General features: G+C 71.7%; 25 protein-coding genes and 1 tRNA gene. 8 read left to right on the top strand and 18 right to left on the bottom strand.

The genetic code is table 11. The annotated features are described in order from the left end of the window. Positions 1–14: 14 nt before the first annotated feature. The 3 genes from VJR25_RS09610 to VJR25_RS09620 are packed head-to-tail and all read right to left on the bottom strand — an operon-like array spanning position 15 to position 3,458. Complete coding sequence (locus tag VJR25_RS09610; protein ID WP_324114751.1) at positions 15–707, bottom strand: DUF2510 domain-containing protein; 693 nt, start codon at positions 705–707, stop codon at positions 15–17. Beyond that, entirely contained in the window at positions 704–2,692 is a 1,989-nt protein-coding gene (locus VJR25_RS09615; protein WP_324114752.1) for a S9 family peptidase, read from the bottom strand. Before VJR25_RS09615 ends, VJR25_RS09610 begins: the two co-directional genes overlap by 4 nt. Before the next feature lies 1 nt (position 2,693). Then, positions 2,694–3,458, bottom strand: coding sequence for an SDR family oxidoreductase (locus tag VJR25_RS09620; protein WP_324114753.1), 765 nt, complete (start codon positions 3,456–3,458; stop codon positions 2,694–2,696). Positions 3,459–3,556: 98 nt separating this feature from the next. Between VJR25_RS09620 and VJR25_RS09625 the strand changes: the two genes are divergently transcribed. The 4 genes from VJR25_RS09625 (at position 3,557) to VJR25_RS09640 (ending at position 6,327) form a co-directional block, all read left to right on the top strand. Then, entirely contained in the window at positions 3,557–4,009 is a 453-nt protein-coding gene (locus VJR25_RS09625; RefSeq protein WP_324114754.1) for an NfeD family protein, read from the top strand. Further along, on the top strand, positions 4,006–5,013 hold the full coding sequence (locus VJR25_RS09630; protein ID WP_324114755.1) for an SPFH domain-containing protein: 1,008 nt from the start codon (positions 4,006–4,008) through the stop codon (positions 5,011–5,013). Before VJR25_RS09625 ends, VJR25_RS09630 begins: the two co-directional genes overlap by 4 nt. Further along, positions 5,010–5,813 carry a glycerophosphodiester phosphodiesterase family protein gene (locus tag VJR25_RS09635; protein WP_324114756.1) on the top strand — a complete coding sequence of 268 codons (804 nt, stop codon included), beginning with the start codon at positions 5,010–5,012 and terminating at the stop codon, positions 5,811–5,813. The genes VJR25_RS09630 and VJR25_RS09635 overlap by 4 nt, the downstream gene beginning before the upstream one ends. A 130-nt stretch (positions 5,814–5,943) precedes the next feature. After that, positions 5,944–6,327: an RNA polymerase-binding protein RbpA gene (locus VJR25_RS09640; RefSeq protein ID WP_324114757.1), complete on the top strand. Its 384-nt coding sequence runs from the start codon at positions 5,944–5,946 to the stop codon at positions 6,325–6,327. Between the two features lie 10 nt (positions 6,328–6,337). Here the strand turns inward: VJR25_RS09640 and lnt are convergent, their stop codons facing one another. The 11 genes from lnt to VJR25_RS09695 form a co-directional block, all read right to left on the bottom strand. Beyond that, positions 6,338–7,963, bottom strand: a complete 1,626-nt coding sequence (gene lnt, locus VJR25_RS09645; protein WP_324114758.1) for an apolipoprotein N-acyltransferase — start codon at positions 7,961–7,963, stop codon at positions 6,338–6,340. Next, a complete protein-coding gene (locus VJR25_RS09650; RefSeq protein WP_324114759.1) occupies positions 7,960–10,233 on the bottom strand; it encodes a DEAD/DEAH box helicase in 2,274 nt (757 codons plus the stop codon). Before VJR25_RS09650 ends, lnt begins: the two co-directional genes overlap by 4 nt. Next, the gene (gene tatC / locus VJR25_RS09655; RefSeq protein WP_324114774.1) at positions 10,230–11,000 is read right to left on the bottom strand and encodes a twin-arginine translocase subunit TatC; all 771 of its coding nucleotides are present in this window, start codon (positions 10,998–11,000) and stop codon (positions 10,230–10,232) included. The genes VJR25_RS09650 and tatC overlap by 4 nt, the downstream gene beginning before the upstream one ends. Positions 11,001–11,063: 63 nt before the next feature. Beyond that, positions 11,064–11,330 (bottom strand): Sec-independent protein translocase subunit TatA, encoded by a 267-nt coding sequence (gene tatA, locus VJR25_RS09660; protein WP_324114760.1) that lies wholly within the window; start codon positions 11,328–11,330, stop codon positions 11,064–11,066. 78 nt (positions 11,331–11,408) lie between these two features. Further along, on the bottom strand, positions 11,409–12,365 hold the full coding sequence (locus tag VJR25_RS09665; RefSeq protein ID WP_324114761.1) for a helix-turn-helix transcriptional regulator: 957 nt from the start codon (positions 12,363–12,365) through the stop codon (positions 11,409–11,411). Then, positions 12,365–13,312: a WYL domain-containing protein gene (locus VJR25_RS09670; RefSeq protein ID WP_324114775.1), complete on the bottom strand. Its 948-nt coding sequence runs from the start codon at positions 13,310–13,312 to the stop codon at positions 12,365–12,367. Before VJR25_RS09670 ends, VJR25_RS09665 begins: the two co-directional genes overlap by 1 nt. 137 nt (positions 13,313–13,449) lie before the next feature. Next, positions 13,450–14,403: a hypothetical protein gene (locus tag VJR25_RS09675; RefSeq protein WP_324114762.1), complete on the bottom strand. Its 954-nt coding sequence runs from the start codon at positions 14,401–14,403 to the stop codon at positions 13,450–13,452. A 31-nt stretch (positions 14,404–14,434) separates the two neighbouring features. Further along, positions 14,435–15,481: a tRNA (adenine-N1)-methyltransferase gene (locus VJR25_RS09680; RefSeq protein WP_324114763.1), complete on the bottom strand. Its 1,047-nt coding sequence runs from the start codon at positions 15,479–15,481 to the stop codon at positions 14,435–14,437. Beyond that, a complete protein-coding gene (locus tag VJR25_RS09685; RefSeq protein ID WP_414683764.1) occupies positions 15,474–16,166 on the bottom strand; it encodes an HAD family hydrolase in 693 nt (230 codons plus the stop codon). The genes VJR25_RS09680 and VJR25_RS09685 overlap by 8 nt, the downstream gene beginning before the upstream one ends. Positions 16,167–16,194: 28 nt before the next feature. Next, positions 16,195–17,025, bottom strand: coding sequence for an undecaprenyl-diphosphate phosphatase (locus VJR25_RS09690; protein ID WP_324114765.1), 831 nt, complete (start codon positions 17,023–17,025; stop codon positions 16,195–16,197). Positions 17,026–17,041: 16 nt separating this feature from the next. Beyond that, positions 17,042–18,340: a M20/M25/M40 family metallo-hydrolase gene (locus VJR25_RS09695; RefSeq protein ID WP_324114766.1), complete on the bottom strand. Its 1,299-nt coding sequence runs from the start codon at positions 18,338–18,340 to the stop codon at positions 17,042–17,044. A 131-nt stretch (positions 18,341–18,471) separates the two neighbouring features. On the opposite strand from VJR25_RS09695, the gene VJR25_RS09700 reads away from it, so the two are divergent. Then, positions 18,472–18,555: transfer RNA gene (locus tag VJR25_RS09700), tRNA-Leu, on the top strand. Between the two features lie 79 nt (positions 18,556–18,634). On the opposite strand, the gene VJR25_RS09705 is transcribed toward VJR25_RS09700, so the two are convergent. The 3 genes from VJR25_RS09705 to VJR25_RS09715 are packed head-to-tail and all read right to left on the bottom strand — an operon-like array spanning position 18,635 to position 22,214. Beyond that, positions 18,635–19,735 (bottom strand): VIT1/CCC1 family protein, encoded by a 1,101-nt coding sequence (locus VJR25_RS09705; protein ID WP_324114767.1) that lies wholly within the window; start codon positions 19,733–19,735, stop codon positions 18,635–18,637. Positions 19,736–19,783: 48 nt separating this feature from the next. Continuing rightward, the gene (locus tag VJR25_RS09710) at positions 19,784–20,296 is read right to left on the bottom strand and encodes a hypothetical protein (RefSeq protein WP_324114768.1); all 513 of its coding nucleotides are present in this window, start codon (positions 20,294–20,296) and stop codon (positions 19,784–19,786) included. 10 nt (positions 20,297–20,306) lie between these two features. Continuing rightward, positions 20,307–22,214 carry a DEAD/DEAH box helicase gene (locus VJR25_RS09715; RefSeq protein WP_324114769.1) on the bottom strand — a complete coding sequence of 636 codons (1,908 nt, stop codon included), beginning with the start codon at positions 22,212–22,214 and terminating at the stop codon, positions 20,307–20,309. 133 nt (positions 22,215–22,347) lie between these two features. Between VJR25_RS09715 and VJR25_RS09720 the strand changes: the two genes are divergently transcribed. Both VJR25_RS09720 and VJR25_RS09725 read left to right on the top strand, forming a co-directional pair. Then, positions 22,348–23,172: an SGNH/GDSL hydrolase family protein gene (locus VJR25_RS09720; protein ID WP_324114770.1), complete on the top strand. Its 825-nt coding sequence runs from the start codon at positions 22,348–22,350 to the stop codon at positions 23,170–23,172. 36 nt (positions 23,173–23,208) lie between these two features. Continuing rightward, positions 23,209–24,588, top strand: coding sequence for a CoA transferase (locus tag VJR25_RS09725; protein WP_324114771.1), 1,380 nt, complete (start codon positions 23,209–23,211; stop codon positions 24,586–24,588). A 42-nt stretch (positions 24,589–24,630) separates the two neighbouring features. Here VJR25_RS09725 and VJR25_RS09730 read toward each other — a convergent pair whose 3' ends face one another. Continuing rightward, positions 24,631–25,446: an RNA methyltransferase gene (locus VJR25_RS09730; protein WP_324114772.1), complete on the bottom strand. Its 816-nt coding sequence runs from the start codon at positions 25,444–25,446 to the stop codon at positions 24,631–24,633. A 73-nt stretch (positions 25,447–25,519) separates the two neighbouring features. Here VJR25_RS09730 and VJR25_RS09735 point away from each other — a divergent pair, with 73 nt between their 5' ends. Next, positions 25,520–26,377, top strand: coding sequence for a Sir2 family NAD-dependent protein deacetylase (locus VJR25_RS09735; protein ID WP_324114776.1), 858 nt, complete (start codon positions 25,520–25,522; stop codon positions 26,375–26,377). The last annotated feature ends 16 nt before the right edge of the window (positions 26,378–26,393 follow it).

A 26,393-nucleotide genomic window follows, 5' to 3' on the forward strand; every position in this document is an offset into this window, starting at 1 on the left:
AGCGGCTCGCGCGGTCAGTACCCGCTCGGGCCGACGGACGTCACGATGGCGCTCATCACCCGGAGCATCTGCCCGGCCACCGCCGCGCTCACGATGAAGCCGACGACCCACGACCCGATGGTGACGGCGATCATCGCCCACAGCGGCCCGAGCGACTTGCCTCCGCGACGGTGGATGACGACGGTGCGCCCGATCATGTAGACGAGAAACGTCGGCATGAACGCCCAGGCCCAGTGGAAGGGCCTCGCATAGCCTCGCCCCCCGAGCTCCCGGTGATCGAGATAGGCGAAGACGACGGTGGCCGCGTACGTGAGCAGGGTGACGCCGATGGACGCGAAATACCACCCGTTGTAGATCGCGGCGGTCAGCTCGACGCTCAGACGCTCGACGTCGGCGGATGAGCCGGACGACAGCCCAGGCAGCTGGTCGGAGAGACGGGCGAATGCGCCGCCCAGGCTGGACGTGTACCCGATCGACAGGATCAGGCTGACGACCGGCAGGAACGCGATGAGCCAGGCCCACAGCGTCGTTCCCGGCGTGCCCGGCGCCACCCGTGGGTACGCCTCCGGCTGCGCGTAGACGCCCTGGGGATAGGCGGGGTACTGCGGCTGTGCCGGAGGCTGGGTCGCAGCCGTCCACTGTGTGCCGTCCCACCAGCGCGTCACGCCCTGCTGATCGGGGTACCACCCCGGAGGGATCGAGGTCATTTCGCGCCTCCCTGTTCGATGGGCAGATGCCGGTTCCACCAGTCCAGGATCGCGGCGAACCGCTCGATCCGGTGCCGGGGCTGCCCGCTGCGGCTGAGCTCGTGGTTCTCTCCCGGGAAGATGAGCAGCTCCGCATCCGTCCCGGCGCGCTTGAGTGCCGAGTAGTACCGGGTCGCCTGCTCGAGCGGGCACCGGAAATCCAGCTCGGAATGGATCACCAGCGTCGGCGTCGTGACCTGCGACACCACCGCCATCGGGCTCTGCCGGGAGATGTCGGCGGCATCCGTCCCGACGTACTCGTCGCCGAAGAACGTCCCGATGTCGCTCGTGCCCTGGAACGACGCCGGGTCGAGGAATCCCCGCTCCACGATGGCGCCGGCGAAGCGATGGTCGTGCGCGATCGTCCAGGCGGTCAGGTAGCCGCCGTACGAGCCGCCCTGCACTCCCACCCGGGACCCGTCGAGGCGGTCGTCGGATGCCACGGCGCCGTCGAGGAAGTCGAGCACGTCGGTGAGGTCGACCGTCCCCATCGCCTGGCGGATCGCCCGCCCGTGCGCCCGGCCGTACCCTGCGGAGCCGCGAGGGTTGCAGTAGACGACGGCGTATCCGGCATCCACGAGCACCTGGGTCTCGTCGAACAGGTGAATGCCGTAGGCGGCATACGGCCCGCCGTGGATCTGCAGGATCACCGGGAACGGCCCGTCCCCCTCGGGCGTCGCGACCCAGCCGTGCACCGGATAGCCGTCACGGCCGGCGACCTCGATCTCTCGAGGCGTCACGGTTCCGGCGCCGCGCGCCGCCCCGCCGAAGTCGGTCACCGCACCGGCGCCTGCGACGAGCAGTTCGCCGGAGGAATCCGGCGTGGCCGCGGACGCCACGACCACCCCGGCGGCGGACGCGTGGCCCGAGACGTCGACGTCGCCGTCGAGCACCGTGCCGACGGTGCCGTCGCGCGCGACGCGCTTCAGATGCACGCGCCCGCGGGTACGGTGCTGCACCAGGAGGTCCGCCCCGTCGAAGGTGATGTGCGTGCCTCCCTCGCCGAGATCGAGCTCGTCCGGATCGGTGAGCCGGCGGGGAGCGCCGTCTTCGAGCACGTACAGGTCCACGGCTGCCGCGATGAAGTCGACGCCGTCGGCGCCCACGTCCGAAGCGAGGAGCGCCACCGTCCCGTCTGCGGCGACCGCGACCTCGTGGATCGACAGGCGGGCATCGCGGCCCACGACCACACGGCTGCCGCTTCCGTCGACGGCGATGGCGACCAGCTGCGACCGCAGGTCCGGATGCCGCGGCTCGATGTCGCTCGCCACCACGAGCACCTCCGCCCCGTCGGCGGTGAACGCGGGCAGGGCGTACGACGTCGTGCCCTCGGTCAGTCGCTGCGCGGACGCCGGGACGACCGGCCGTTTGGGCGCGGACTCGTCGTTCGGGGACGGCGCCGGGTCGTAGAACGGCTCGGCGTCGACATCGGGCGCGTCGATCAGGAAGAGCTCGGAGACGCGGTCGACGATGTATCCGGAGCCGTTCGCATGCCAGCGGATGCCGGTGACGCGCCGCGGCGGCTCGGAGGCGGCATCCAAGCCCTCGACCGTGCCGTACCGGCCGGGTTCGGCGACGGAGGCCACGTACGCGAGCCGGGCGCCGTCCGGCGACCAGGCGAACTCCGTGACGCCGATCGGCGCATCGGTGGCCTGCACCGGCTCGCCGCCGACGGACGGCACCACCCACACCTGGGCGCGCTTGCGGGCGTCGGCGCGCAGGAACGCGATCCGCGAGCTGTCCGGCGACAGCCGCGGCATGGCGTCCGCGACGCCGCGGGTGAGCCGTCGACGTCGCCCGGACGGCAGTTCGATGCGCCACAGCTGGCCGACGTTGCGGTTGGCGGTCAGGTCGGGCCGCGAGGTCGCGACGACCGCGAACGCGCCGTCGGGCGACAGCTGCGGGCGCCCGACGGAGATCAGCATTCCGATGTCGGATGCGCGCATGTCACTCCGTGGCGAACGACGTGATGTCGCCGACGAGGCGCTCATTGTTCGCGGGGACGGGCTCCACAGCCGCTTGGGCGACCTCGGCCGCGAATTCTGCGACGTTGTAGAGCTTGCCGGCATCCTCCCGGCGCTGGGAGATCGCACCCGGGTTGGCTCGCTCGAGCAGGGTCGCGGTGATCGTGCCCTCGATCATGTCGCCGGACACGACGACGAACTCGATGCCCTTCTCGGCGAGCGCCGGGATCTTCTCGCGTAGCGCGTCCTCGCCGGCGCGCTTGGACAGGGCGACCGGCTCGTACTCCGGCATCGTCGGGACGGTGCGGATGAAGTGCGCCTGGTGGCTCGTGACGAACACGACGCGCGACCCCTCGCGCAGCAGCGGCGTGGCGGCATCCAGCACGCGCACCTGGGCGTCGCGGTTCAGCTGCAGCGCGTAGTCCTCCGCCATGCCGGACTCCATGCCGCCGGAGGCGTTGAGCACCAGAACGTCGAGGCCCCCGAAGGCCTTCTCCACCTCGGCGAACATCGCGTCCACCGAGTCCGCGTCGGTGAGGTCCGCGCCCACCACGAGCGCGTCCACCCCGAGGCCGCGCAACTCGTCCGCCAGCTTGTTCGCGCGCGGGGCCTTGTTGCGGTAGTTGATGACCACGTTCGCGCCCGCCTCGGCGAAGTAGCGGACGGTGTCGGCGCCGATTCCGCGCGACGATCCGGTGACGAGCGCGGTCTTTCCGGCGAGGGCGCCGGCGGGAAGGATCTGGGACACAGAAATCTCCTGAGAATGTCGGAGTGAGAGACCCTTCGACACTACCGCCGCGTGCTTTCGCGCGTGTTAGGTTCAACCAAAGGGGAAGGATCGGGATCATGATCGCCGATTTCGCGTGGATCGCCTGGCTCGTGCTGATGGCGGTGTTCCTGGTGATCGAGATGCTGACGCTCGATTTCACGTTCCTGATGCTCGGCATCGGCGGCCTCGCCGGCCTCGCCTCGGACCTGTTCGGAGCGCCCATCTGGCTGCAGGTCATCATCGCCGCCGTCGTCAGCGCGCTGCTCGTGTTCCTGCTGCGGCCGCCGTTGCTGCGGCGCCTGCGTCGCGGTGAGGATGCCGCGAAGACCAACGTGCCGGCGCTCATCGGCCTGACCGGGCAGGTGGTGGACACCGTCACGGACACCACGGGGCTCGTCAAGCTCGCCAACGGGGAGACCTGGACGGCACGCGTCGTGTCCGCCGGTCCGCTCAGTCCGGGCCAGCCGGTGCGGGTCCTCCGCATCGACGGCGCCACCGCCTACGTCCACAAGCTCGAGGAGCAGTCATGAACGACATCGTCCCCACGACCATCGGATGGGTGCTGGCCCTCGCGGTCTTCATCTTCGTCGTGATCGTGATCACGCGATCCGTGCGGATCATCCCGCAGGCCACGGCCGGGATCGTCCAGCGGCTCGGGCGGTACCACAAGACCCTCGCGCCCGGGCTGAACCTGCTCGTCCCGTTCGTGGATCGGCTGCGTCCCCTCATCGACATGCGCGAGCAGGTGGTGACCTTCGCACCGCAGCCGGTCATCACCGAGGACAACCTCGTGGTCTCCATCGACACGGTGGTGTACTTCCAGGTGACCGACGCCCGTGCCGCGACCTACGAGATCGCGAACTATCTGGGCGCCGTCGAGCAGCTGACGATCACGACGCTGCGTAACGTGGTCGGCGGCCTGAACCTCGAAGAGGCGCTCACCAGCCGCGACAACATCAACGGCCAGCTGCGCGTCGTGCTCGACGAGGCGACCGGCAAGTGGGGCATCCGCGTCTCGCGGGTCGAGCTGAAGTCGATCGACCCGCCCGCTTCCATCCAGGACTCCATGGAGAAGCAGATGCGCGCCGAGCGCGACCGGCGAGCCGCGATCCTCACCGCCGAGGGCTCCAAGCAGTCGCAGATCCTCGAGGCGGAGGGGCGCCGGCAGGCGGCGATCCTGCAGGCCGAGGGCAACAAGCAGGCGCTGATCCTGCAGGCGGAGGGCGAGAAGCAGGCCCAGGTGCTGCGCGCGGACGGTGAGGGACAGGCCATCCAGACCGTCTTCAACGCCATCCACCTCGGCAACGCCGACGACAAGCTGCTGGCCTATCAGTACCTGCAGACGCTGCCGAAGATCAGCGAGGGAGCATCCAACAAGCTCTGGATCATCCCGGGCGAGTTCACGGACGCCATCAAGGGCCTCGCCGGAGCGTTCGGCGCCGGGCGCGGTCCCGTCGTCCCGGGGACGCCGACGAGCCCGACCGCGCACGCCCCCGAGTCCGCGCCGCCGCTCACCCCGCCCACGCCGGTGTGACCCACCCCTGGTTCTCTCCCCCGGCCCCGCGTGTGCTCGCACACCGGGGCCTGGTGACGCTCGCCGCAGCCGCGGACGGCGTCGTGGAGAACAGCTTCCTCGCCGTCGCCGCCGCCCACGCGGAGGGCATCGCGTATGTGGAGTCGGATTGCCATCTCACCGCCGACGGCGTCGTGGTGCTGTGGCACGATGCCGACCTGCGGCGGATCACCGGTGACGCGCGCCCGGTGGCGGACTGCACCGTCCGCGAACTCGAGCACCTCATGGCCGAGCGGGGCGGGCTGATCACCCTCGCGCAGGCGCTCGACACCTTCCCCACCCTGCGGTTCAACCTCGACGTCAAGACGGATGCCGCGGCGGAACCCACCGGACGGCTCGTCGCCAAGTACGCCGATCGCGTGCTGCTCACGAGCTTCTCCGACGAGCGCCGTCACGCGGCCCTCGCCACCGCGTACACCCACGGCGGGCACCCGGCGACGTCCGGCGGCACCTCCACGGTCGCCCGGGCGGTCGTCGCCGCGGCGGCCCGATCGCGCGCGATGCTCGCCCGCGCCGCACGCGGCATCCACGCCGTGCAGGTGCCCGAGCGGCGCAACGGGATCCGGATCGTCACGCCGCACTTCGTGTCCGCGTGCCACGACGTCGGCGTCGAGGTGCACGTGTGGACGGTGAACCAGACGCCGGACATGGAACGGCTGCTGGACCTCGACGGACGCGGCCACGGGGTGGACGGGCTGATCACGGACCGGGCGGAGGCCGCGGCCCGCGTGGTGCGCAAGATCCACCCGCCCCGGAACTGAGTCCGGGCAGAGCCGGGACCGCGTCCCATGCCTCTGTGCATTCACTGGGAAACCGGCAGCTTCTGGAGCCGTTCGGATTATCCGCTCAGGTGGCCGCGTTATACCTGTACAGCGACGAGAGGACCACACAATGGCAGACCGCAGTCTGCGCGGCATCCGACTCGGCGCCCAGAGCTTGCAGAGCGAAGAGGGCGTCGTGTTCATGGAGCGCACCGAATACACCTACACGTGCACGGCCTGTGGCCGTGACACCTCCCTGATGTTCGCCGCCGACGCCGAGGCGCCGGAGACCTGGGAATGCCGCACGTGCGGCGCCGAGGCCACCCTGCGCGTCGACGGAACCGCCGTGACCGTCGACCACTCCGGCGACAAGACGCCGCGCAGCCACTGGGACATGCTGCTCGAGCGTCGCACCATCCCCGAGCTGGAGGAGCTGCTCGAAGAGCGCCTGCAGTTCGTGCGCGCACGCCGCGGAGCAGGTCACGATGTCACCAAGGAGCGCCTGAGCGCCTGAGCGCGACCGTCTAGTCGACGCCGGTCCCCGCGGGGGCCGGCGTTGTTGCGTGCGCGGCGCGCCGGCGTCGCACGAGGACCCCAGCCGTCGCCAGCGCCGCGAGGCTCCCCCAGCCGAGGATCCCGTCGATCCAGCCGCCCGCGATCACCGCAGGCGTCAGGCCGGTGCGCAGCGGCACGTCCGCGAGCAGGTGGCCGGCGCGACCGGCCGGGATGCCGTCGAGCTCGGACCCGTCCGGCGCGATCACCTGGCTGCGGCCGACCGTGGAGATGTTGACCACCGCGCGGCCGGTCTCCAGGGCGCGGGCCCGGGCGAAGGCGAGCTGCTGGATGTTCTCGTCGGTACCGCGGAAGTCGGCGTTGTTGGTCTGGAACACGAACAGGCGGGCGCCGTCGCGCGCTCCGGTGCGGATGACGTCGTCGTAGATGACGTCGAAGCAGATCGCGAGCCCGACCCCGACGCCCTTGACCCTGACGACGGGGGCGGTCGTGCCGGGTGTGTAGCCCCGGCCGATGAGCCCGATCAGGTCGGGGGCGAGCGGCTCGAACAGCCAGCGGTCGGGCACGTACTCGCCGAACGGCACCGGATGCCACTTCGCGTACGACTGCGTGATGCCGTGCCCGGCCTGCCACACGAACGACAGGTTGTAGTCGTCCGCACCCCGGCGGACGGCGGCGTTCGCCAGCAGCGGGGCGCCGGCCTGCCGCTGGACGGCGTCGAGCGTCGCCGCGGTCGGGACATCCTGGGTCGGGTCGTAGTCCACGCCGCCTTCGGGCCAGACGAGGAGGTCCAGCTTCCGGCCGAGCAGCGGCTTCGTCGCCGCGACCTGGGCGTCGATCACGGCGTAGTCGGCCCGCTTGTCGAAGTATCCGGTGGGGCCGTTGCCCTGAACGGCGCCGACCCGCAGCGTGCCGGCCGGCGTCGTCGGGAACTGCGGCACCAGGAGCAGCACGAGGACGGTGACCGCGCCGGGCAGCGCGGTGCGGAGGTCGCGCCACGTGCCGATCCGGAGGTACTCGACCGCGGTCGCGCAGAGGAACACGATGAGGAATCCGACGCCGCTCATGCCGACCCACGAGATGAGGTGGCCGAGCGGGCTGTCGACCTGGGTGACGCCGAGACGGCCCCACGGGAACCCGCCGTAGGGTTCGTGGCCGATGAGCTCCTCGCGGGCCACCCAGAGCCCCGCGACGACGGCGGGCAGCGCGACGAGGCGCCCCCAGCGTCCGGGCGCGACCCGCGGCAGCCAGCGATACGCGAGCGCGATCGGCACGGCGAGGGCGGCCGTGAGGAGCGCCTCGAGGACCGACAGCGCGAGCCACGGGATGGGCCCGAGATAGCGCGACGTGAACGCCACATTGATGAGGTAGAAGCCGAGTCCGTTCGCGAAGCCGACGAGGAGCGCGGACCATGCCCGCCGGCCGGTCAGTGCGATCAGGGTCAGCGGGACCGAGACGAAGACGATCGGCCACCAGCTGAGCGTCGGGAACGCCAGCGTCTGCAGCACCCCGGCGACCGCGGAGACGAACACCGCGACGCCGAGCGGCAGGATGTGTCTGACCGGGTCGCGGGGTGAGGCATCCGCGTCCCGGCGACCGGCGCGCGCTGCGCGCTGCGCCCCCGGTGCCGCGGTCACAGTCCGCTGTAGGCCACGATGCCGCGGCGCACGGCATCCAGCCCCTGGCGCGCCGTGCGCGCGATCTCGGGCTCGGCGACGAGGGAGAGCTGGTCGAGCAGATCGATCGTCTGCTTGCACCAGCGCACGAAGTCGCCCGCGGCCATGTCCGCCTGGATCAGCACGCGCTCGAGCGGAAGTCCCCGCGCCCACGAGTGCATGGCGAGGGAGATGCCGGTCGCCGGCGGCTCGGAGCCGGGCAGGCGGTTGTCGCGCTCCAGGTCGTCGAGTTCGGCCCAGAGGTTGCCGGTGGTGTCCATCGCCCGCGCGAAGGGGCCCTTCGGCACCGCGCCGTCCCGGTCGTCGCGGCGGGGTTCGTAGACGAGGGCGCAGACGATCGCGACCAGGGTCGGCGCATCGAGGCCGCGCCACAGCCCCTGGCGGAGGCTCTCCGCGACGAGCAGGTCGCGCTCGCCGTAGATGCGGCGCATCGTGCGCCCCGCGTCGGTGAGGGTCGCACGATCACCGTCGAGACGCACGTAGTCGAGCGTCACAAGCACCTCGACGACCCGGTCGAACAGCCGCGCGACGGTGCCGGTGCGGGAGGAGATCTGGCGGCGGAGCTTCGCGGTGGATGCCTCGAGCTTCGCCGTGCGCTTGGCCCAGCGCTCGCGATCCGACGCCTTGCGCGACTTCGCCACGGCGTCCCGGTAGCCCTGCAGCGACACCTCGGCATCCTGCACCTGCCGGGCGAGCCCGACGACCGCGCGGTCGGCCTGGAACTGCGCGAACGACGACTCGAGGATCTCCCGCGCTCGGCGGCGGCCGAACTGGTCGATGAGGTTCACTGCCATGTTGTAGGTGGGCCGGAAGCTGGAGTTGAGCGGATACGTGCGGCGCGAGGCCAGGGAGGCCACGGCCTGCGGGTCCATGCCCTCCGCCCACTGCACGACCGCGTGGCCCTCGACATCGATGCCGCGACGGCCGGCGCGGCCGGTGAGCTGCGTGTACTCCCCCGGCGTGATGGCGACCCGCGCCTCGCCGTTGAACTTCTGCAGCTTCTCGAGCACGACCGTGCGGGCCGGCATGTTGATGCCGAGCGCAAGCGTCTCGGTGGCGAACACCGCCTTGACGAGCTTGCGCTGGAAGAGCTCCTCGACGACCTCCTTGAAGACCGGCAGCAGGCCCGCGTGGTGGGATGCCACGCCCCGCTGCAGGTTGTCCAGCCACTCCCAGTAGCCGAGCACGTCGAGGTCGGCGTCGTCGAGCGCAGACGTGCGCTCCTCGACGATCCGGCGGATCAGCGAGCGCTCGTCGGGCGTCGTGAGCCGGATGCCCGCGCGGCGCACCTGGTTCACGGCGGCGTCGCACCCGACCCGGCTGAAGATGAAGAAGATGGCCGGCAGCAGGCGCTCCCGCTGCAGCAGCTCCACGACCTCCGGCCGGTCGATGCGCTCGATGCGCGGCGCCTGGGACGACCGCGGCGGCGCGTGCATGCCCCGGCGGGCGTTCCGCGCATCGCGACCGGCATGGCGGCCGCTGCGCTCCTGCTGCACGCGCCGGTTGTTCTCGTACATGCCCGCGCGCGGCGTGCGGATGCGCATGAGCTCCTGGTTGACCTGCGCGGCCGCGGCACCCGCGCGGTCGTCGAACAGGGGCAGCAGGTCGCCGCGCACGAGCACGTGCTGCTCGAGCGGCACCGGCCGGATCTCGGAGACGACCACCTGGGTGTCGCCGCGGACGGTGCCGAGCCAGTCGCCGAACTCCTCGGCGTTCGAGACGGTCGCCGACAGTGACACGAGCCGCACGTGGCGCGGCAGGTGGATGATGACCTCCTCCCACACCGCCCCGCGGAACCGGTCGGCGAGGTAGTGCACCTCGTCCATGACCACGTATCGCAGGTCGCCGAGCGTGTCCGAATCCGCGTAGAGCATGTTGCGCAGCACTTCGGTGGTCATCACCACGATGCGCGCGCTGCCGTTGATGTTGGTGTCCCCGGTGAGAAGCCCCACCGCATCCGGCCCGTAGACGTCGACGAGCTCGCGGTACTTCTGGTTCGACAGCGCCTTCATCGGAGTCGTGTAGAAGGCCTTCGCGGTGGGCTCGCCCATCGCGAGGTGGATGGCGAACTCGCCCACGACCGTCTTACCCGCCCCGGTGGGCGCGGCCACCAGGACGCTCGAGCCCTGCTCGAGCGCCTGGCAGGAGGCGATCTGGAACGGGTCGAGCTGGAAGGGCCGGGATGCGGCGAACGCCGCGGTCTGCGGGTGCGCGGCGTCCGCCTCGCTCACGCGAGGGGCTCCGGCGGCAGGAGCCCGGCCGCGGCCTCGCGTTTGCGCTTGCGTCGGTCGAACAGCAGCGAGAGCAGGGCGGCGGCGAAGTAGAGCACGCAGAGGATGCCGCCCAGCAGCAGCATCGAACTGACGTCGGCCGCCGGCGTGGCGGCCGCCGCGAAGACGCAGATGATGATGATCGCGACGCGCCAGCCCCGGAGGATGGTGCGGCCGGTCATCACCCCGGCGAGGTTCAGCGCGACGAGGAAGACCGGCGTGATGAAGGAGACGCCGACGACGAGCAGCAGCTTGAAGACGAAGTCGTAGTACGTCGAGTAGTCGTAGAACTGGGCGACGCCCTTGCTGCCGGGGACGAACGTCGCCATGAGCTCGATCATGTGCGGCATGATCGTCCAGCCGACGTACAGGCCCGCGACGAAGAGCGGGATCGCCGCACCCAGGAACCCGATCGTGTACCGGATCTCCTTGCGGGTGAGGCCCGGCATGATGAAGGCCCAGACCTGCCACAGCCACACCGGCGCCGAGATGAGCAGGCCGATCGAGAACGCGATGCGCATGCGCAGGTCGAAGCCGCTCGTCACCGTGTTGAAGTTGAGCTTCGTGTAGGCGTCGCCGTGCGTCGCGGCGATCTGGGCGATCGGCTGGGTCAGCAGGTCGATGACCGGACCGCTGATGATGAACCCGATCACCATGCCGACGATCAGGCCGGCGGCGGCGATGAACAGACGCCTGCGCAGCTCCAGAAGATGCTGCGCAAGCGACATGCGCTTGTCGTGCTTGGGCGCGTCAGGCTGTTGCACGAGCGGCGGACCACCCGTCGCCACGGGTCAGGCGGAGGTGTCGGAATCGCCCGGCTTGTGCTCGGGCTGAGCCGGCGCCGGGGTCGAGACGGGAGAGGCGACGGGCGGCGTGGACGCCTCCGGCTTCGGTGATGCCGCAGCGGCGTCGTCGTCCTTCATCGCCTTCATCTCGCTCTTGAACACGCGGGCGGACTGACCCATGCTCTTCGCGAGCGCGGGAAGCTTGGCAGCGCCGAACAGCAGCAGGATCACCGCGACGATGATCAACAGGTGAGGCCATCCGAATGCGCCCATGATTACTCCTTCAGAAGGGGTGTTGCGTCCAGTGTAACCCGCGACCCCGAAGGTGGTCGCCGAGTGCCGGCCGAGTGCTCAGCGGTACTGTTCCAGGCCCGCCTGCGCCCACTGCGCGGCCGCTCGGCGGGCGGCGGGGGGCGCGATCACCTCGATCACACCGCCGCGCCGGGCGACGAGGCGCTTGACGCTCTGGGCGTCCGCGACCCGGACCGTGGCGGTGGTGACCCCGTCGACCGTGACGGTGTCCGCGCGGGCGAGGATGTCGCCGACGAGGCCATGTGCGTCGGCCGCGAACCGCAGCTGCACGATCGGGTCGTACTCGCCGGGCTCGAACAGCTCCGGCAGAGGCTCCGCACCGTGCGTGATCGGGATGCCGGTGAGGGCCACCTCGCTCACCCGCTCGAGGTGGAAGGTGCGCATCGCCTCGCGCAGATGGCACCAGCCCTGCAGATACCAGTCGTTGCCCTCGATGTGCACCTTGACCGGATCGACCGTGCGGCGGGTGGGCGGGGCATCCGGCGCGTGGTACGCGAACGTCACCGCGACCCCGCGACGCAGAGCCTCGCTGACCGTCGCCCGCACCTCGTCGACCCGCTCGGGCGCGACGATCACGTCGGCCGGGGTGTCGGCCGCGCCGCGCGCGAGTTTGCGCAGCAAGCCGTCGAACAGCGCCGTGTCGCCGATGCCCGGCACCGACCGCGCGAGCTGCAGGCCGGCCAGCAGCGCCGCCGCCTCGCGGGCGCTGAGCTTGGGCGCGCGCTCCAGCGCGACGGTGTTGGTGAGCGCGATGACGGCCCGCTCGTCGAGCAGGTCCCAATCGATCTGGAAGAGATCGTCGTCCATCTGCCAGTAGCCGCTGTCGCCGGGCTGGCCGAGCACCGTGAGCTTCTCGACCATCGAGCGCATGTCGTCGACGCTGACGTCGAAGTCCCGGGCGGCCTGCTCGAGGGTGACCTCGCCCTTGCCCACGATGTAGGGCACGAGCTGCAGGATGAGCGCGGCGCGTTCGGTCGCCATGACCGGCAGGGCCATCAGCTCTCCCCCTCGTCGTCGCGGTGCAATTCCAGCGTCGCCCGGAGGCGGCGGACGACCTCGTCGCGCAGTCGCGGCGGATCCACCACGCGCACCTCCGGCCCGTACGACGCCAGCTCGTCGGCGAAGATGTGCACGTCGACGAACGGCACGCGGATGCCCTGCTCGGGTGCGTCCTCGACGACGACACGGCGGGACAGCCGCAGGGCGGCCTCACTGCCCGGGTGCACTTCGAGGTGGGCCCGCTGGCGGCCGGCGAGCTCCTCGAGCCCGGCAAGTGCTCGCTCCCCCGCGCCGTCGCGCAGGGCCGCATCGAACTTCTCGCGGGTGACCCGCACCGGACCGACGATGCGCGAGAGCAGGAACGTCCGCGGCGCGCGGGCGGTGGCATCCTCGCCGTAGACGTGCCAGCGGCCCTCGTACTCGATCAGCGCGAGCGGGCGGATGCGGCGCTCCACCGGCACCGTCTCGCCGGGCTTCAGGTACGGGAACGTGATCGCCTTGCACTGCTCGATGGCGCGCTGCAGCGGCACGAACGCCGCGTCGTGCAGGTTGATGCGCGGCGAGATGCCGATGATCTGCTCGTCGACATCGCCGCCGAGGGCGCGGATCTTGCGCAGGCCGCTGCGGGCCTCGGCGGACAGGGAGCTGTGCTGCCAGACGTTGCCGGCGAGGTTCAGCAGGGCGATCTCGGCTGCCGTGAAGACGATGTCCTCCGGAAGCTCGTATTCCTCCTGCGGAATGCGGTACCGCGCATCCCGCAGGTCATCCGGGTCCGCGTAATCGCCGATGGTCTGGATGCGCAGGCCGAGCTCGCGCAGGCTCTGCTTGTCGCGCTCGAACATCTTCTCGAGGGCATCGCGGCCGGCACCGTCCTCGCCCGCCTCGCGATAGCCGGAGACGGCCGTGAACACGGTGTCCTTCGTCAGCCCGATCTGGGTCGACATGAGCGCGACGGTGAGGTTGACGAGGCGCTCCTCCGGCGGGATGCGGACGCGTTGCGCATCGCCGCCGCTGCGCTGGACGGCGTCACGATCGGCGGGCACGACCCCCATCCTAGGGGCGGGCGAACGCCGACGGCTCGTTACTGGGCGACGGGGGTGCCCGGCGCGTCGATGCCGAGGATGTCGAACACGTAGATCTGCGTGCCGCTCTGACCCGTGGTGCCGTCGGCCGACGGGACGATCGCCATCACCTGCGAGCCCACGGTCTGGTTCCGCAGAGCATCCCGGATGCCCGTGGGCTGCTGACCGAGCGGGAGTGAGACGGGCTGGCTGTCCCACGTGTCGGTCGCGACCGTCTTGTCGGACCAGTTGACGACGAGTTCGTGCACGCGCACCTGGGAGTCGTCCTTCACGACGGCGCCGGAGCCGCGCTTGAGCGTCTCGATCGTGAGGTTCGTCGGCTGCGCGCCGTCCGGGACGACGACGCCGGGGCGCCCGTCGGGAGCGCGCACCACGGCCGGCATCCCCCAGCCCTGGTTGTACACGTTCGCGCCGTCGGCCGCCGCCAGGTACACCTTGCGGACATCGACCACCGCGACGACGGAGGCGTCCGGCGAGATCCCCAGGGATGCCGCGACCCCCTGCGCGAGACCGCTCGGGGCGAGCGCCGCGACCACGCGCGACCCGGCCGACGCGCACTGCAGCGGCGCGCGCAGACCCGGGAACTGCTTGGTGATCTGGGACAGCTGGAAGACCTGCGTCAGGTCGTTCGTGTACGCGGTGCGCGCCAGCGGCTTGCCGGTGGTGCCGTCGTAGAAGGCCGCGTCCACCACGACCATCTGGCTGGAGCTGGTGATGCCCGGGTCGCCCTCGCCGCGGTCGACCGTTCGGTATGCCGTCTTCTGCGTGTGCAGCGGCGTGTGCATCGTGACATCCGGCGCGGCGCCCGCGGCGCCCTTCACCGTGACCAGGCTCGTGATCGCGGGGTCGGAGTCCGCCACCGGGGTGCACGAGGACGCGGGGGCCGAAGAGCACCCCACGAGGGTCACGGCAGCAAGGCCCAGGACGGCGATGACGGCGGGAAGTTTGCGCACCGGATCAGTCTATGCGGAAGGCGAATGAGCCTCAGTCGCCGGCGCCGGCGGCGGCGGCATCCTCGTCCGCGTCGGCGCCGGGCGCGGCATCCCGTGCGCGGAGCACCCCGGCCGCGGCACGCTCGGCGTCGCGCAGCCGCTTGCGGAGGTTCTTGTCCGTGATCTGCCGGTCGCCGACCGCGCCCGGCGTCCACAGCTCGACGTCCTCGTCGCCGTACGCGGTCTTGCGGACGGCGCGTTTGCGCACGTCGGGCGGCATCGCCCCGGGAGCGAGCCGGCGCGCCGAGATCAGGAAGCCCGTGTGCGCGACCATGCGGTGGTCCGGACGCACGGCCAAGCCTTCGACGTGCCAGCCGCGCACCATCGTCTCGTTGGCCTCCGGCTCGGTGAACAGGCCCGTGCCGCGGAGGTATTCGGCGACGCGGCTCAGCTGCGTGGCGGTCGCCACATAGCAGGTGACCACGCCGCCCGGGGTGAGGGCGTCGGCGACGGCGTCGATGCAGTCCCACGGGGCGAGCATGTCGAGCACGACACGGTCGACGGATCCCGGCTCGACGGTGTGCAGCAGCGTCTCGGCGAGGTCGCCGAGGGTGATCGACCAGTTCTCCGGCGCGGTGCCGAGGAAGGTGGTCACGTTGGCCCTCGCGACGTCGGCGAACTCCTCACGGCGCTCGAACGACAGGAGGCGCCCGTCGCGGCCCACGGCCCGCAGCAGCGACAGCGAGAGGGCGCCGGAGCCGACGCCGGCCTCGACGACGACCGCTCCGGGGAAGATGTCGGCCTGCGCGATGATCTGCGCGGCATCCTTCGGGTACACGATCGCGGCGCCGCGCGGCATCGACAGCACGAAGTCGCGAAGCAGGGGGCGCAGCGCCAGGTATTCGGAGCCGCCGCTGTTCTCCACCACCGACCCGTCGGGCAGGCCCACGAGGATGTCGTGCTTGAGCACGCCGTGGTGCGTGTGCAGTTCGCCGCCCTCGGTGAGGGTGACGGTGTGCAGACGTCCCTTCGGTCCCGTCAGCTGCACCCGGTCGCCGTAGCGGAAGGGGCCCGACGGGCGCAGGGCGGGGTCAGACATGACGGGCCTTTCGGTGGGTCGCGTGCAGTTCGGCGAGGTCGTCCGCGGTGCGGCCGTCGAGCGTCGGCCAGACGGCGTGCGCCCCCGTGCCGACGAGGGAGACCTGCATGGGCACGCCGAGGGAAGTGGTCCCGGAGGCGACCGCGGCGCGCAGTCCGTTCGGGGAGTCCTCGATCGCGACGCAGTCGGTCGGGTCCACGCCGAGCCCGGCGCAGGCCTGCAGATACGGATCGGGGTAGGGCTTCGGCCGGGTCGCATCGTCGCCGGCGATCACGATGTCGAAGGCGTCGGGCCCGATGAGCTCGGCGATGCTCAGCGCCATGTGGCGCAGCGACATCGTGACGAGCGCCGTCTTCACCCCGCGGGCGCGCAGATCGGCGAGAAGCTCGCGGGCTCCCGGACGGAAGGGCACCCCCTCCCGGGCGAGGGATGCCATCACCTCGTCGGTCAGATGGGTGACGATCGCGTCCGCGCTCATCTTCACGCCGGCATCCTGCAGCACCCGCGCGGCGTCGTGCAGGCCGAGTCCGACGAGCCGCAGGGCGTCCTCGTGGGTCCAGGTTCCTCCGTGGCTCTCGACGAGCGGCGTCTCGGCGGCCATCCACAGCGGCTCGGTGTCGACCAGGGTGCCGTCCATGTCCCACAGAACGGCGGCGGGCAGGGGCGCGGAAGTCACCCGCCCCATGTTACCGGCGCGCTCGGCGCGAGCCCGATCAGGCCGAGATGACCCCGAGCGCGAGGAGCACCAGCAGGGTGGCGCCCAGAGCGACCCGGTAGACCACGAACGGCAGGAAGCTGTGCCGCGAGATCCACTTCATGAAGAACGCGATGACCGCGAACCCCACGGCGAACGCCACCACCGTGGCGACGATCGTCTCGGGCATGGTGAACAGCTCGGCGACCGGATGCTTGAGGGTCTTGTAGAGCTCGTAGAGCCCGCTCGCGAACACCGCGGGGACGGCGAGGAGGAACGCGTAGCGCGCGGCATCCGCACGCTTGTACCCGAGGAGCAGCCCGGCGGTGATCGTGCCGCCGGAGCGGGAGACGCCCGGGATCAGCGCCAGCGACTGCGCCAGTCCGTAGACGATGCCGTGCCCGACCGTGAGGTGGTCGATCGTGCGACGCTGGGCGCCGACGATGTCCGCGATGCCGAGGATGACGCCGAACAGGATGAGGCTGCCGGCGACGATCCACAGGGACCGCAGCGTGGTCTCGATCTGGTTCTGGAAGAGCAGCCCCAGCACGGCGATCGGGATGGTGCCGATGATGATCATCCAGCCGAGCTTGGCGTCCGGGTCGTTGCGCGGGATGCGGCCGAACAGCGACCGGAACCAGTGCCCGACGATCCGGACGATGTCGCGCCAGAAGAACACGAGCACCGCGGTTTCGGTGCCGAGCTGCGTGATCGCGGTGAACGCGGCACCCGGGTCCTCGGCGCCGGGCAGGAACGCACCGACGATGCGCAGATGCGCGCTGGAGGAGATGGGCAGGAACTCGGTCAGCCCCTGGACGAAGCCGAGGAAGATCGCCTCGAGGAGGTGCATGGTGGTGTCCTTCAGGTCAGGCGGTCAGCAGCAGATCGGTGAGCACGCGCTGCCCGAAGACGAGGGTATCCAACGGCACGCGCTCGTCGACGCCGTGGAACATCCCCGTGAAGTCGAGGTCCGCGGGCAGCCGCATCGGCGCGAAGCCGTAGCCGGCGATGCCCAGCGCGGACAGCGCCTTGTTGTCGGTGCCTCCGCCGAGCAGATACGGGATCACCGGGGCATCCGGATCGTGACGGTGCAGGGACGCCGCCATGGCGTCGACGAGGTCGCCGGTGCCGGGCGCCTCGAGCCCGACGTCCTGCACGACGATCTCGATCTCGACGTCATCGCCGACGATCCGCTGGATCTCCGCGAGGGTCTGCTGCTCCCGGCCGGGGAGCGTGCGCACGTCGATGAGCGCCTCGGCCCGGTCGGGGATGACGTTGTGCTTGTAGCCGGCGGTGAGCCCGGTCGGGTTGGCGGTCGTGCGCAGGCTCGACCGGAGGAACCGCGCCGCGGGCCCGGCCTCGGCGGCGAGGGCGTCGGGGTCGGTGACGTCCGGGCCGGTGAGCGCCTTCAGCCCGTCGAGCGTCCGGGTGGTGGTCGCGGTCAGTTCGACCGGCCACGGCGTGCGGCCGAGGGCCGCGACCGCTTCGCCCAGGCGCGTGACCGCGTTGGCGGCGTGCACGCCGCTGCCGTGGCCCGCCTGGCCGCGGGCGACGAGCTTCAGCCAGAGGAGGGCCTTCTCGCCCGTCTGCAGCAGATACGCGCGCTTGTCGCCGACCATGATCGAGTACCCGCCGACTTCGCTGATCGCCTCGGTGGCGCCGGCGAACCACTCCGGACGGTTCTTCACGACCAGCGACGACCCCTCGATTCCGCCGTTCTCCTCGTCGGCGAAGAACACGACGACGAGGTCGCGGGCAGGGCGTCGTCCGGAGCGCACGATGTCGGCGATCGAGGTGAGGATCATCGCGTCCATGTTCTTCATGTCCACGGCGCCGCGCCCCCACAGCATCCCGTCTCGGATCTCACCGGCGAACGGGTCCACGGACCAGTCCTCGGCCATGGCCGGCACGACGTCGAGGTGGCCGTGCAGCACGAGCGCCGGACGCTCCGGATCGGCGCCGGGGAGACGCACCATCACGTTCGTGCGCCGGTCGATCGGCTCGTAGACCTCGGGCTCCAGGCCGAGTCCGCGCAGGTAGTCGACGACATAGCCGGCTGCTTCCCGTTCTCCCGCAGCACGGCCGCCGCCCCAGTTCGTGGTGTCGAAGCGGATGAGGTCGCGCGCGACGCGCACCACCTCGGGCAGGTCGGTGAGGTCGGTCATGCGACTCAGGCTATCGGCGCGTATACCGCGGCCCGCGGCGACGCCGTGCCCGAGGTGTGCGACGCGTTCGGTGCAGGTTCGGATCCGTGATAGTGTCGTCTCTCGTTGCGGTGCGAGCCGCACCACCACCTGCGCGGGTGGCGGAATAGGTAGACGCGCTAGCTTGAGGTGCTAGTGCCCGAAAGGGCGTGGGGGTTCAAGTCCCCCCTCGCGCACAGAATGAAGGCCTCCCGAAAGGGAGGCCTTCTTCGTCGTGCGGGCGGCCTCTCCGCGAAGACCGCCCGGCGGATCGGGTCAGTGGAGCGTGACGTCGAAGAGCAGGCCGAGCACGTAGGTCACGGCCGCGGCGCCGAAGCCGATGGCGAGCTGACGCAGCGCGCGGCGCAGCGGCGGGGCACCCGACAGCAGGCCGACCATGGCGCCGGTCGACATCAGCACCACGCCGACGAGCAGCAGCGCGAGCAGCACCGCGGCGACCCCCGACAGGCCGAAGATCCACGGCAGCACCGGGATGACGGCTCCGGACGCGAAGAAGCAGAAGCTCGACAGCGCCGCCCCCCACGCGCTGCCGATCACCTCGTGCTCGGAGGCGACCGCGACCGGCCCGGTCAGCGGATCACGGTCATCCGAGAGCTTGGAGGCTTCGATCACACGGCGCGCCCGGTTCAGGGCCTCATCCTCCGGCATCCCGCGCGTGCGGTAGACGAGCGCCAGCTCGTTGGCGTCGAGGTCGAGGTGCGGCAGCGCGGCATCCGCGAAGTCACTCGGCTCGGTCGCGGCGAGCAGCTCGCGCTGGGACCGCACGGACACGAACTCCCCGGCGCCCATCGACAGCGCGCCGGCCAGCAGGCCTGCGATCCCGGAGAACAGCACGATCCTCGCCGAGACGCCGGTGGCGCCGATGCCCATCACCAGCGCGAGGTTGGAGACGAGGCCGTCGTTCGCCCCGAACACGGCGGCGCGGAACGTGCCGGACAGGCGACGACGGCCCCGCGCCGCAAGCCCGCGCACCACTTCGCGGTGCACCTTCTCGTCCGCGGCCATGGCAGGCGTCGCGTGCGGGTCGTCGTCGTACGGGGAGCGCCCCTCGGCGTTCTGCGCCAGGGCGAGCACGAAGATCGAACCGAAGTGCTTGGCCATCCAGCCGAGCAGGCTCGTGCCGAACGACGCGCGCGGCAGTGACGCGGGCTCGCCGCCGAGCAGTTCCAGCCAGTGCGCCTCGTGGCGCCCCTCGGCTCCGGCGAGGGCACGCAGGATGTCCGCCTCCTCGCCCTCGCGGCGGTCGGCGAGCTGGCTGTAGACCCGGGCCTCGGCGCGCTCGTTGACGAGATACTGCGCCCAGCGGCGGCGATCGCGGGCGGTCGGGGCTGCGGGCGGCAAGGTCGGCGCGGGCATGCTCGAGGAACCCTCCAAAGGGCGACGGCGATCAGGGATGCTTCAACGCTAACCAGCCACAGGACCGGGTTCCGCGGATTCGCCCCGATTGCCAGCATTTCGGACCTCCGAAGCGAGCGCTGCGACCAGGCCCCGCTCCCCGTCGCGCATCACGCGGGCGTGGGCGGCCTCGAACACGGGGCGCAGCACGCGCGCCGTCCGATTCATCCAGGGCCGGCGCGTGGCGACCTGCCACCGGATCGTGATCAGCGTGTCGCTCGGGCCCTCCGGTTGCAGCTCGATCGAGCCGTGGCCTTCGAGATCGCCGGTGCTGGCCGCGGCGATGCGGATGCCGGACTGCACGTCGGTGATCCGCAGCCGCATGCGCAGCACGTAGCCGAGGCGGCTGCGCACCCGGAAGGTGAGCAGGGCACCCGGCTCGATCCGCTCGGGCGGGTCCGGGACCGAGACGCCCGGCCACCAGGACCGCCCGGGTCGCAGCGCACGCTCGAGCATCGGCCAGCACCGCTCCGGGGGGGCCGCCACGCTCCACCGGGATTCGAACGCGTAGTCGGCGTCCACGACGCCGATTCTACGAGTGCACGCGACGCCGCAGCAGGTCGATGCGCGCCTGCAGTTGGGTCACCGTCGCCTGCGGCACGGCCGGGCCTCCGCACAGGCGGCGGAGCTCGGCGTGCACGGCGCCGTGCGGCTCCCCGCTCTGCCGGGCGTACAGCCCGACCAGGCTGTTCAGCAGCTGCCGCTGCTCCTTGAGGGTGCGGTGCAGCGCCTGCGGCGGGGCATCCGCTGCCGGGCCGTCCGCACCGGGCTGAGCGGCGCCCTCGCGTGCTTCGCGGGCGGTGCGATGCCGGCTCTGCCGCACCTGGCGCTGCATCAGCAGCTCGTGCACGTGCTCCGGTTCGAGAAGGCCCGGAAGCCCGAGGAACTCCTCCTCCTCGGGGGTACCGGGCACCGCCAGCTGGCCGAACTCGCGCCCGTCGAACATGACGCGGTCGAAGTGCGCTTGGGAGGCGAGCGCCTGGTACGAGAACTCCTCGGTGAGCGCTTCGGATGCCCGCTCCTCGCGCTCGGCGGCATCCATCATGTCCTCTTCGGCGTTCCACTCGTCCGAGTCGCCGTCGCGGTCCAGGGCGTGGTCGCGCTGCCGCTCCAGCTCGTTCGCGAGGGCGAGCAGCTGCGGCACGTTCGGCAGGAAGACGCTCGCGGTCTCGCCGCGCCGGCGGGCGCGCACGAAGCGGCCGATCGCCTGGGCGAAGAAGAGCGGGGTGGAGGCGCTCGTCGCGTAGACGCCGACCGCGAGTCGCGGCACGTCGACGCCCTCGGACACCATGCGCACTGCGACCATCCAGCGGCTCGTTCCCTGCGAGAACGTCTCGATGCGGGCGGAGGCCTCGGCCTCATCCGACAACACCACGGTGGGCTGCTCACCGCTGATGTCGTGCAGGATCTGCGCGTACGCGCGCGCCGCGGTCTGGTCGGTCGCGATGACGAGGCCGCCGGCATCCGGCACCTGCTCGCGCACCTCGGTGAGGCGCCGGTCGGCGGATCGCAGCACCGCGGGAATCCAGTCACCCTCGGGGTTCAGCGCGGTGCGCCAGGCCTGGGAGGTGATGTCCTTCGTGTTGTCCTGGCCGAGCTGGGCCTCCATCTCGTCGCCGGTCTTGGTGCGCCAGCGCATGTGCCCGGCGTAGACCAGGAAGATGACCGGACGCACGACCCCGTCTTCGAGTGCGCGCCGGTAGCCGTACGCATAGTCGGTGCGCGAGACGCGGATGCCCTTCTCGTCGGGGTGGTACTCGACGAACGGGATGGGCGCGGTGTCGCTGCGGAAGGGCGTGCCGGAGAGCAGGAGACGCCGGGTGGCGCGGCGGTACGCGTCGCGCAGGGCGTCGCCCCAGCTGAGGGCGTCGCCGCCGTGGTGGACCTCGTCGAGGATGACGAGCGTGCGCTTCTCGAGGATCAGGTGCTCGTGCACGGAGGATTTGACGGCCACCTGCGCATAGGTGACCGCGGCGCCCTGGTAGTGGCGCGCGGGGCTCGTGTGCCGGTTGCTGAACTCGGGGTCGATGCGGATGCCCACGCGGGCGGCGGCATCCGCCCACTGCGTCTTCAGGTGCTCGGTCGGTGTGACGACCACGATGCGGTCGACGATGCGGCGGCGCAGCAGCTCGCTCGCGAGGCGCAGGGCGAAGGTCGTCTTGCCTGCGCCCGGGGTCGCGGCGGCGAGGAAGTCACGGGGACCGGAGCCGACGCCGTCGGGGCCGTCCAGGCTGAAGTAGAGGTCGAGCGCCTCGGCCTGCCAGGCCCGCAGCCGTTGCGCGGTGCCCCAGGGGGCGCGCTGCGGATACGACGGCGACAGGTGCTCGGCGGCGAAGCTCGCGTGCCGTCCGTCAGCGGGGCCGGTGAGGGGGGCGTCGGAAGCGGGAGACGATGCGACGGCGGGCGGTGCGGCATCCTCTGCAACGGCTTCCACTGTCATCGGCATCCTCCCCTCGTGCGCCCGATCCACCCTAAAGGTTCGACGGCCGCGGTCCCTCGGCGGGAGCTTAAAGACGGGCTCCGACATCGACCGTCGGGCTAGTCTGAGAGCCGGTCGGTCGCCGAGGAGGACCATGCCAGAATCGCCGGAATCCCGCAGCCCGCTCGTGCGCAACAGCGAGCCCCACCCCTGGCATCGCTACGTCGCGATCGGGGACTCCTTCACCGAGGGCGTGGGCGATCCCGAACCCGAACTGCCCAACGGTCTGCGCGGCTGGGCCGACCGCGTCGCGGAGGTGCTGGCCGCCGGTTCCGACGACTTCGCCTACGCGAACCTGGCCGTCCGCGGCAAGCTCATCCGGCAGATCATCGACGACCAGATCGAGCCCGCCCTCGCGCTGCGACCCGACCTCATCACGATCTCGGCGGGCGGCAACGACGTGATCCGCCCCGGCCACGACCCGGACACCGTGGGCGCGCTCTTCGAGGATGCGGTCGCCCGCCTCTCGCGCGACGGTGCGACCATCGTCGTGTTCACCGGCATCGACACGGACTTCACCCCGGTCTTCCGCGGCATCCGCGGCAAGATCGCCATCTACAACGAGAACATCCGCGGCATCGCCGACCGGTACGACTGCATCGTCGCCGATCAGTGGGCGCTGAAGTCCGTCCAGGACATGCGGTTCTTCAGCGACGACCGCCTGCACATGAACCCGCTCGGCCACCACGAGGTCGCCCGGATGGTGCTGCGGGCTCTCAACGTGCCCAACGACCTGCAGCCGATGCTCCCCGACCCGCTGCCTGCGCGGGGATGGCGCGAGGCACGGGCCGGCGACCTCGTGTGGGCACGGGAGTACCTCGTGCCGTGGGTGCTGCGGCGCCTGCGGCACCAGTCCAGCGGCGACCACATCCTGCCGAAGCGGCCCGAGGCCGCCCCGGTGCTGCGCCTGGAGGGGTGAGCGGCGTGGCCGCGTGAATCGGCGTATCGTGCGAGCATGAGCACGCCCGGGTCGGGTTCCGAGTTCGATGCGCTGCGCCGCGAGTTCGACATCGCCGGCGCCGTGGAAGTTCAGGGAGCGGGGTTCCTGCGCTCGGCGCTGCCGGTGTCCGGTCTCGCGACCGAGGCGTTCACCACGCTCGCGCTCGCGCTCTCGGCCCTCATGGAGAAGCTCGGCTTCCCCGAGGCCGCGGAGGTGCACGTCGACCGGACGCTGTGCGACACCTGGTTCGGGCTGCAGGTGCGCCCGGTCGGCTGGACGCCGCCGCCGCCCTGGGATCCGCTGTCGGCCGCGTTCGCCACGCGCGACGGATCCTGGATCCGCACGCACGCGAACGCCCCCCATCACCGTGCCGCGCTGCTGCAGGTGCTGGGCCTTGCGGATGCCCCCGAGCCGGTCGACGGCGCATCCGTCGGCGAGCGGATCGCCGGGTGGGATGCCGTGGACCTCGAATCCGCGATCGTCGATGCCGGCGGGGCATCCGCCGCGTTCCGCTCCCCGGACGCCTGGGCGGCGTCGGCTCCCGGACAGGCCGTGCAGCTGGAGCCGCTCATCGAGTACTCCCCCGCCGCGAAGTGGGACGACGCCACCACGTGGGTGCCGACCCCGCAGCAGCCCCTCGCCGGACTGCGCGTGCTCGACCTCACCCGCGTCATCGCCGGGCCGACGTGCACACAGGTGCTCGCGGGCCTCGGCGCCGACGTGCTGCGCGTCGACCCGCCGACCTGGGACGAGCCGGGAGTGCTGCCGATGGTGATGGCCGGCAAGCGCTCCGTGCGGCTCGACGCGCACGACGCGGCCGAGCGGGGCGTGCTGCACGGGCTGCTCGCGGAGGCGGACGTGCTGGTGCACGGCTACCGCGCCGGCGCGATGGATCACCTCGGGCTGTCCGAGGCGGCGAGACGGCATCTGCGCCCCGGGCTCGTCGACGTGTCCGAGCGCGCCTTCGGGTGGACCGGTCCCTGGGCCGAGCGCCGCGGCTTCGACTCGCTCGTGCAGTTCGCGAGCGGGATCGCGCACGTCGGCATGACGGCAACCGGCGAACCCGCCCCGGTGTCGCTGCCCGTGCAAGCGCTCGACTGGGCGACCGGCTACCTCGCCGCCGCGGCGGCGATCCTGGGCCTCGCCGAGCGCTTCGACACCGACCGCGGCTCGAGCTGGCGTCTCTCCCTCGCACGCACCGCGCACACGCTTCTCACCATGCCGCGCGACGCGGAGCCGGGTACCGGTGGCCGGCCCGATGTGCCGGGTACGCTCGTCGGCACCGGGCTCGGCGACGTGGTGCTCGCGGACTCCCCGATCCGGGTGGGCGCGGCACGACTCGCCTACGCGCACATCACGACCGCGCTCGGTGAGGACGCCGCGGCGTGGCGCTGACGCCCGCCCGTCCCGTCCCGCCCGATCAGCGGCCGCGCTGCCTCAGCGACCGGGTGGGATGCGCAGCGCCCACAGTGCGACGGCGCTGGCGGCAGCGACGTTCAGCGAGTCCACCCCGCCCGCCATCGGGATCTCGATCACCGTGTCGGCGGCGGCGAGCGCCCGCGCGCTGAGGCCGTCGCCCTCCGCGCCGAGCATCAGGGCGACGCGCTCCGGCGGATCGGCCGCGAACACGTCGAGCGGCACCGCATCGTCGCGCAGGGCGAGCGCGGCGACGTGCAGCCCGGCGTCCCGCAGCAGGATGCCGGCCTCCGGCCAGCCCGGCAGCCGCGTCCACGGCACCTGGAAGACCGTGCCCATGCTGACCCGCACGCTGCGGCGGTAGAGCGGGTCGGCGCAGCGCGGCCCGACGAGCACCGCGTCCGCGCCCAGCCCGGCTGCGCCGCGGAACATCGCGCCGACGTTCGTGTGGTCGACGATGTCCTCCAGCACGACGACCCGCCGGGCGCCCGCCACCACGGCGGCGACCGACGGAAGCTCCGGCCGGTGCATCGCCGCGAGCGCCCCGCGGTGCACGACGTAGCCGGTCAGGGACTCCGCCACCTCGGACGACACGAGGTACACGGGGACGTCTGGATGCTGCGCAAGCAGCGCCTCGGCATCCGGCATCCACTTCTGCTGCACCAGCAGCGATCGGGGCCGGTGCCCGGCCGCGATCGCCCGCCCGATCACCTTCGCCGACTCGGCCATGTACAGGCCGCCCGCGGGCTCCAGCACGCGCCGCAGGGCGACGTCCGTGAGATCGCGGTAGTCGGCCAGTCGCGGGTCGGCGGCGTCGTCGATCGGGATGAGGTTCACCCCTCCAGGATGCCCCGCGCCGACACGCCCCCGTAACACGAGCGGCGTAGCCTCGACGCAGAGGTGACCCATGATGCTGACCCCCGGCACCGACATCCGCATCGACCCGGCCGTCGAGGCTGCGCTGACCCGCGCCGTCGACGCGCTGCAGGGCAAGCGGGTCGCGGTGCTGACCGGCGCGGGGGTCTCCACGGATTCCGGCATCCCGGACTACCGCGGCGAAGGCGCTCCGCGGCGCACCCCGATGACCGTCGACCAGTTCTTCGCCAGCGACGCCGCCCGCCGCCGCTACTGGATCGGCAGCCACCTCGGCTGGATGGCGTTCGCGGCCGCCGAGCCCAATGCCGGGCACCGCGCGGTCGCCGCGCTCGAGCACGCCGGCGTCGTGACCGGCGTCATCACGCAGAACGTCGACGGGCTGCACCTGCGGGCCGGCAGCTCCCGCGTCGTCGAGCTGCACGGCACCATGCGCCGGGTGCTGTGCACCCGCTGCGGCCAGGTGTTCGACCGGCGCGACATCGCGCGCCGCCTCGAGGCGGACAACCCGTGGCTCGCGACCGGCCCCGAGGTCGCCCTCGGCCCGGACGGGGACGTCCGCCCGGAGTCCGCCGACGGCTTCGTCGTGCCGGACTGCACGGTGTGCGGCGGTGTGCTCAAGCCCGACGTGGTGTTCTTCGGCGAGTTCATCCCGGCGGGCCGGTTCCGCGGCGCCGAGCAGCTGGTGCACGGCTCGGATGCGCTTCTGGTGGCGGGCTCCTCGCTCGTGGTCAACTCCGGCATCCGCTTCACCGAGCGCGCGCGCCGCAAGCACATGCCGCTCGTGATCGTCAATCGCGGCACCACGCGGGCGGATGCCGCCGCCACCGTGAAGATCGACACCGGCACGAGCGAGGCGCTCGCCGCGCTGGCGACCGCGCTCACTCCCCGCTGAGCCGGGTCACGCCCCC

This window comes from Microbacterium sp. (assembly GCF_035277845.1).
Taxonomy (GTDB): Bacteria; Actinomycetota; Actinomycetes; order Actinomycetales; family Microbacteriaceae; genus Microbacterium.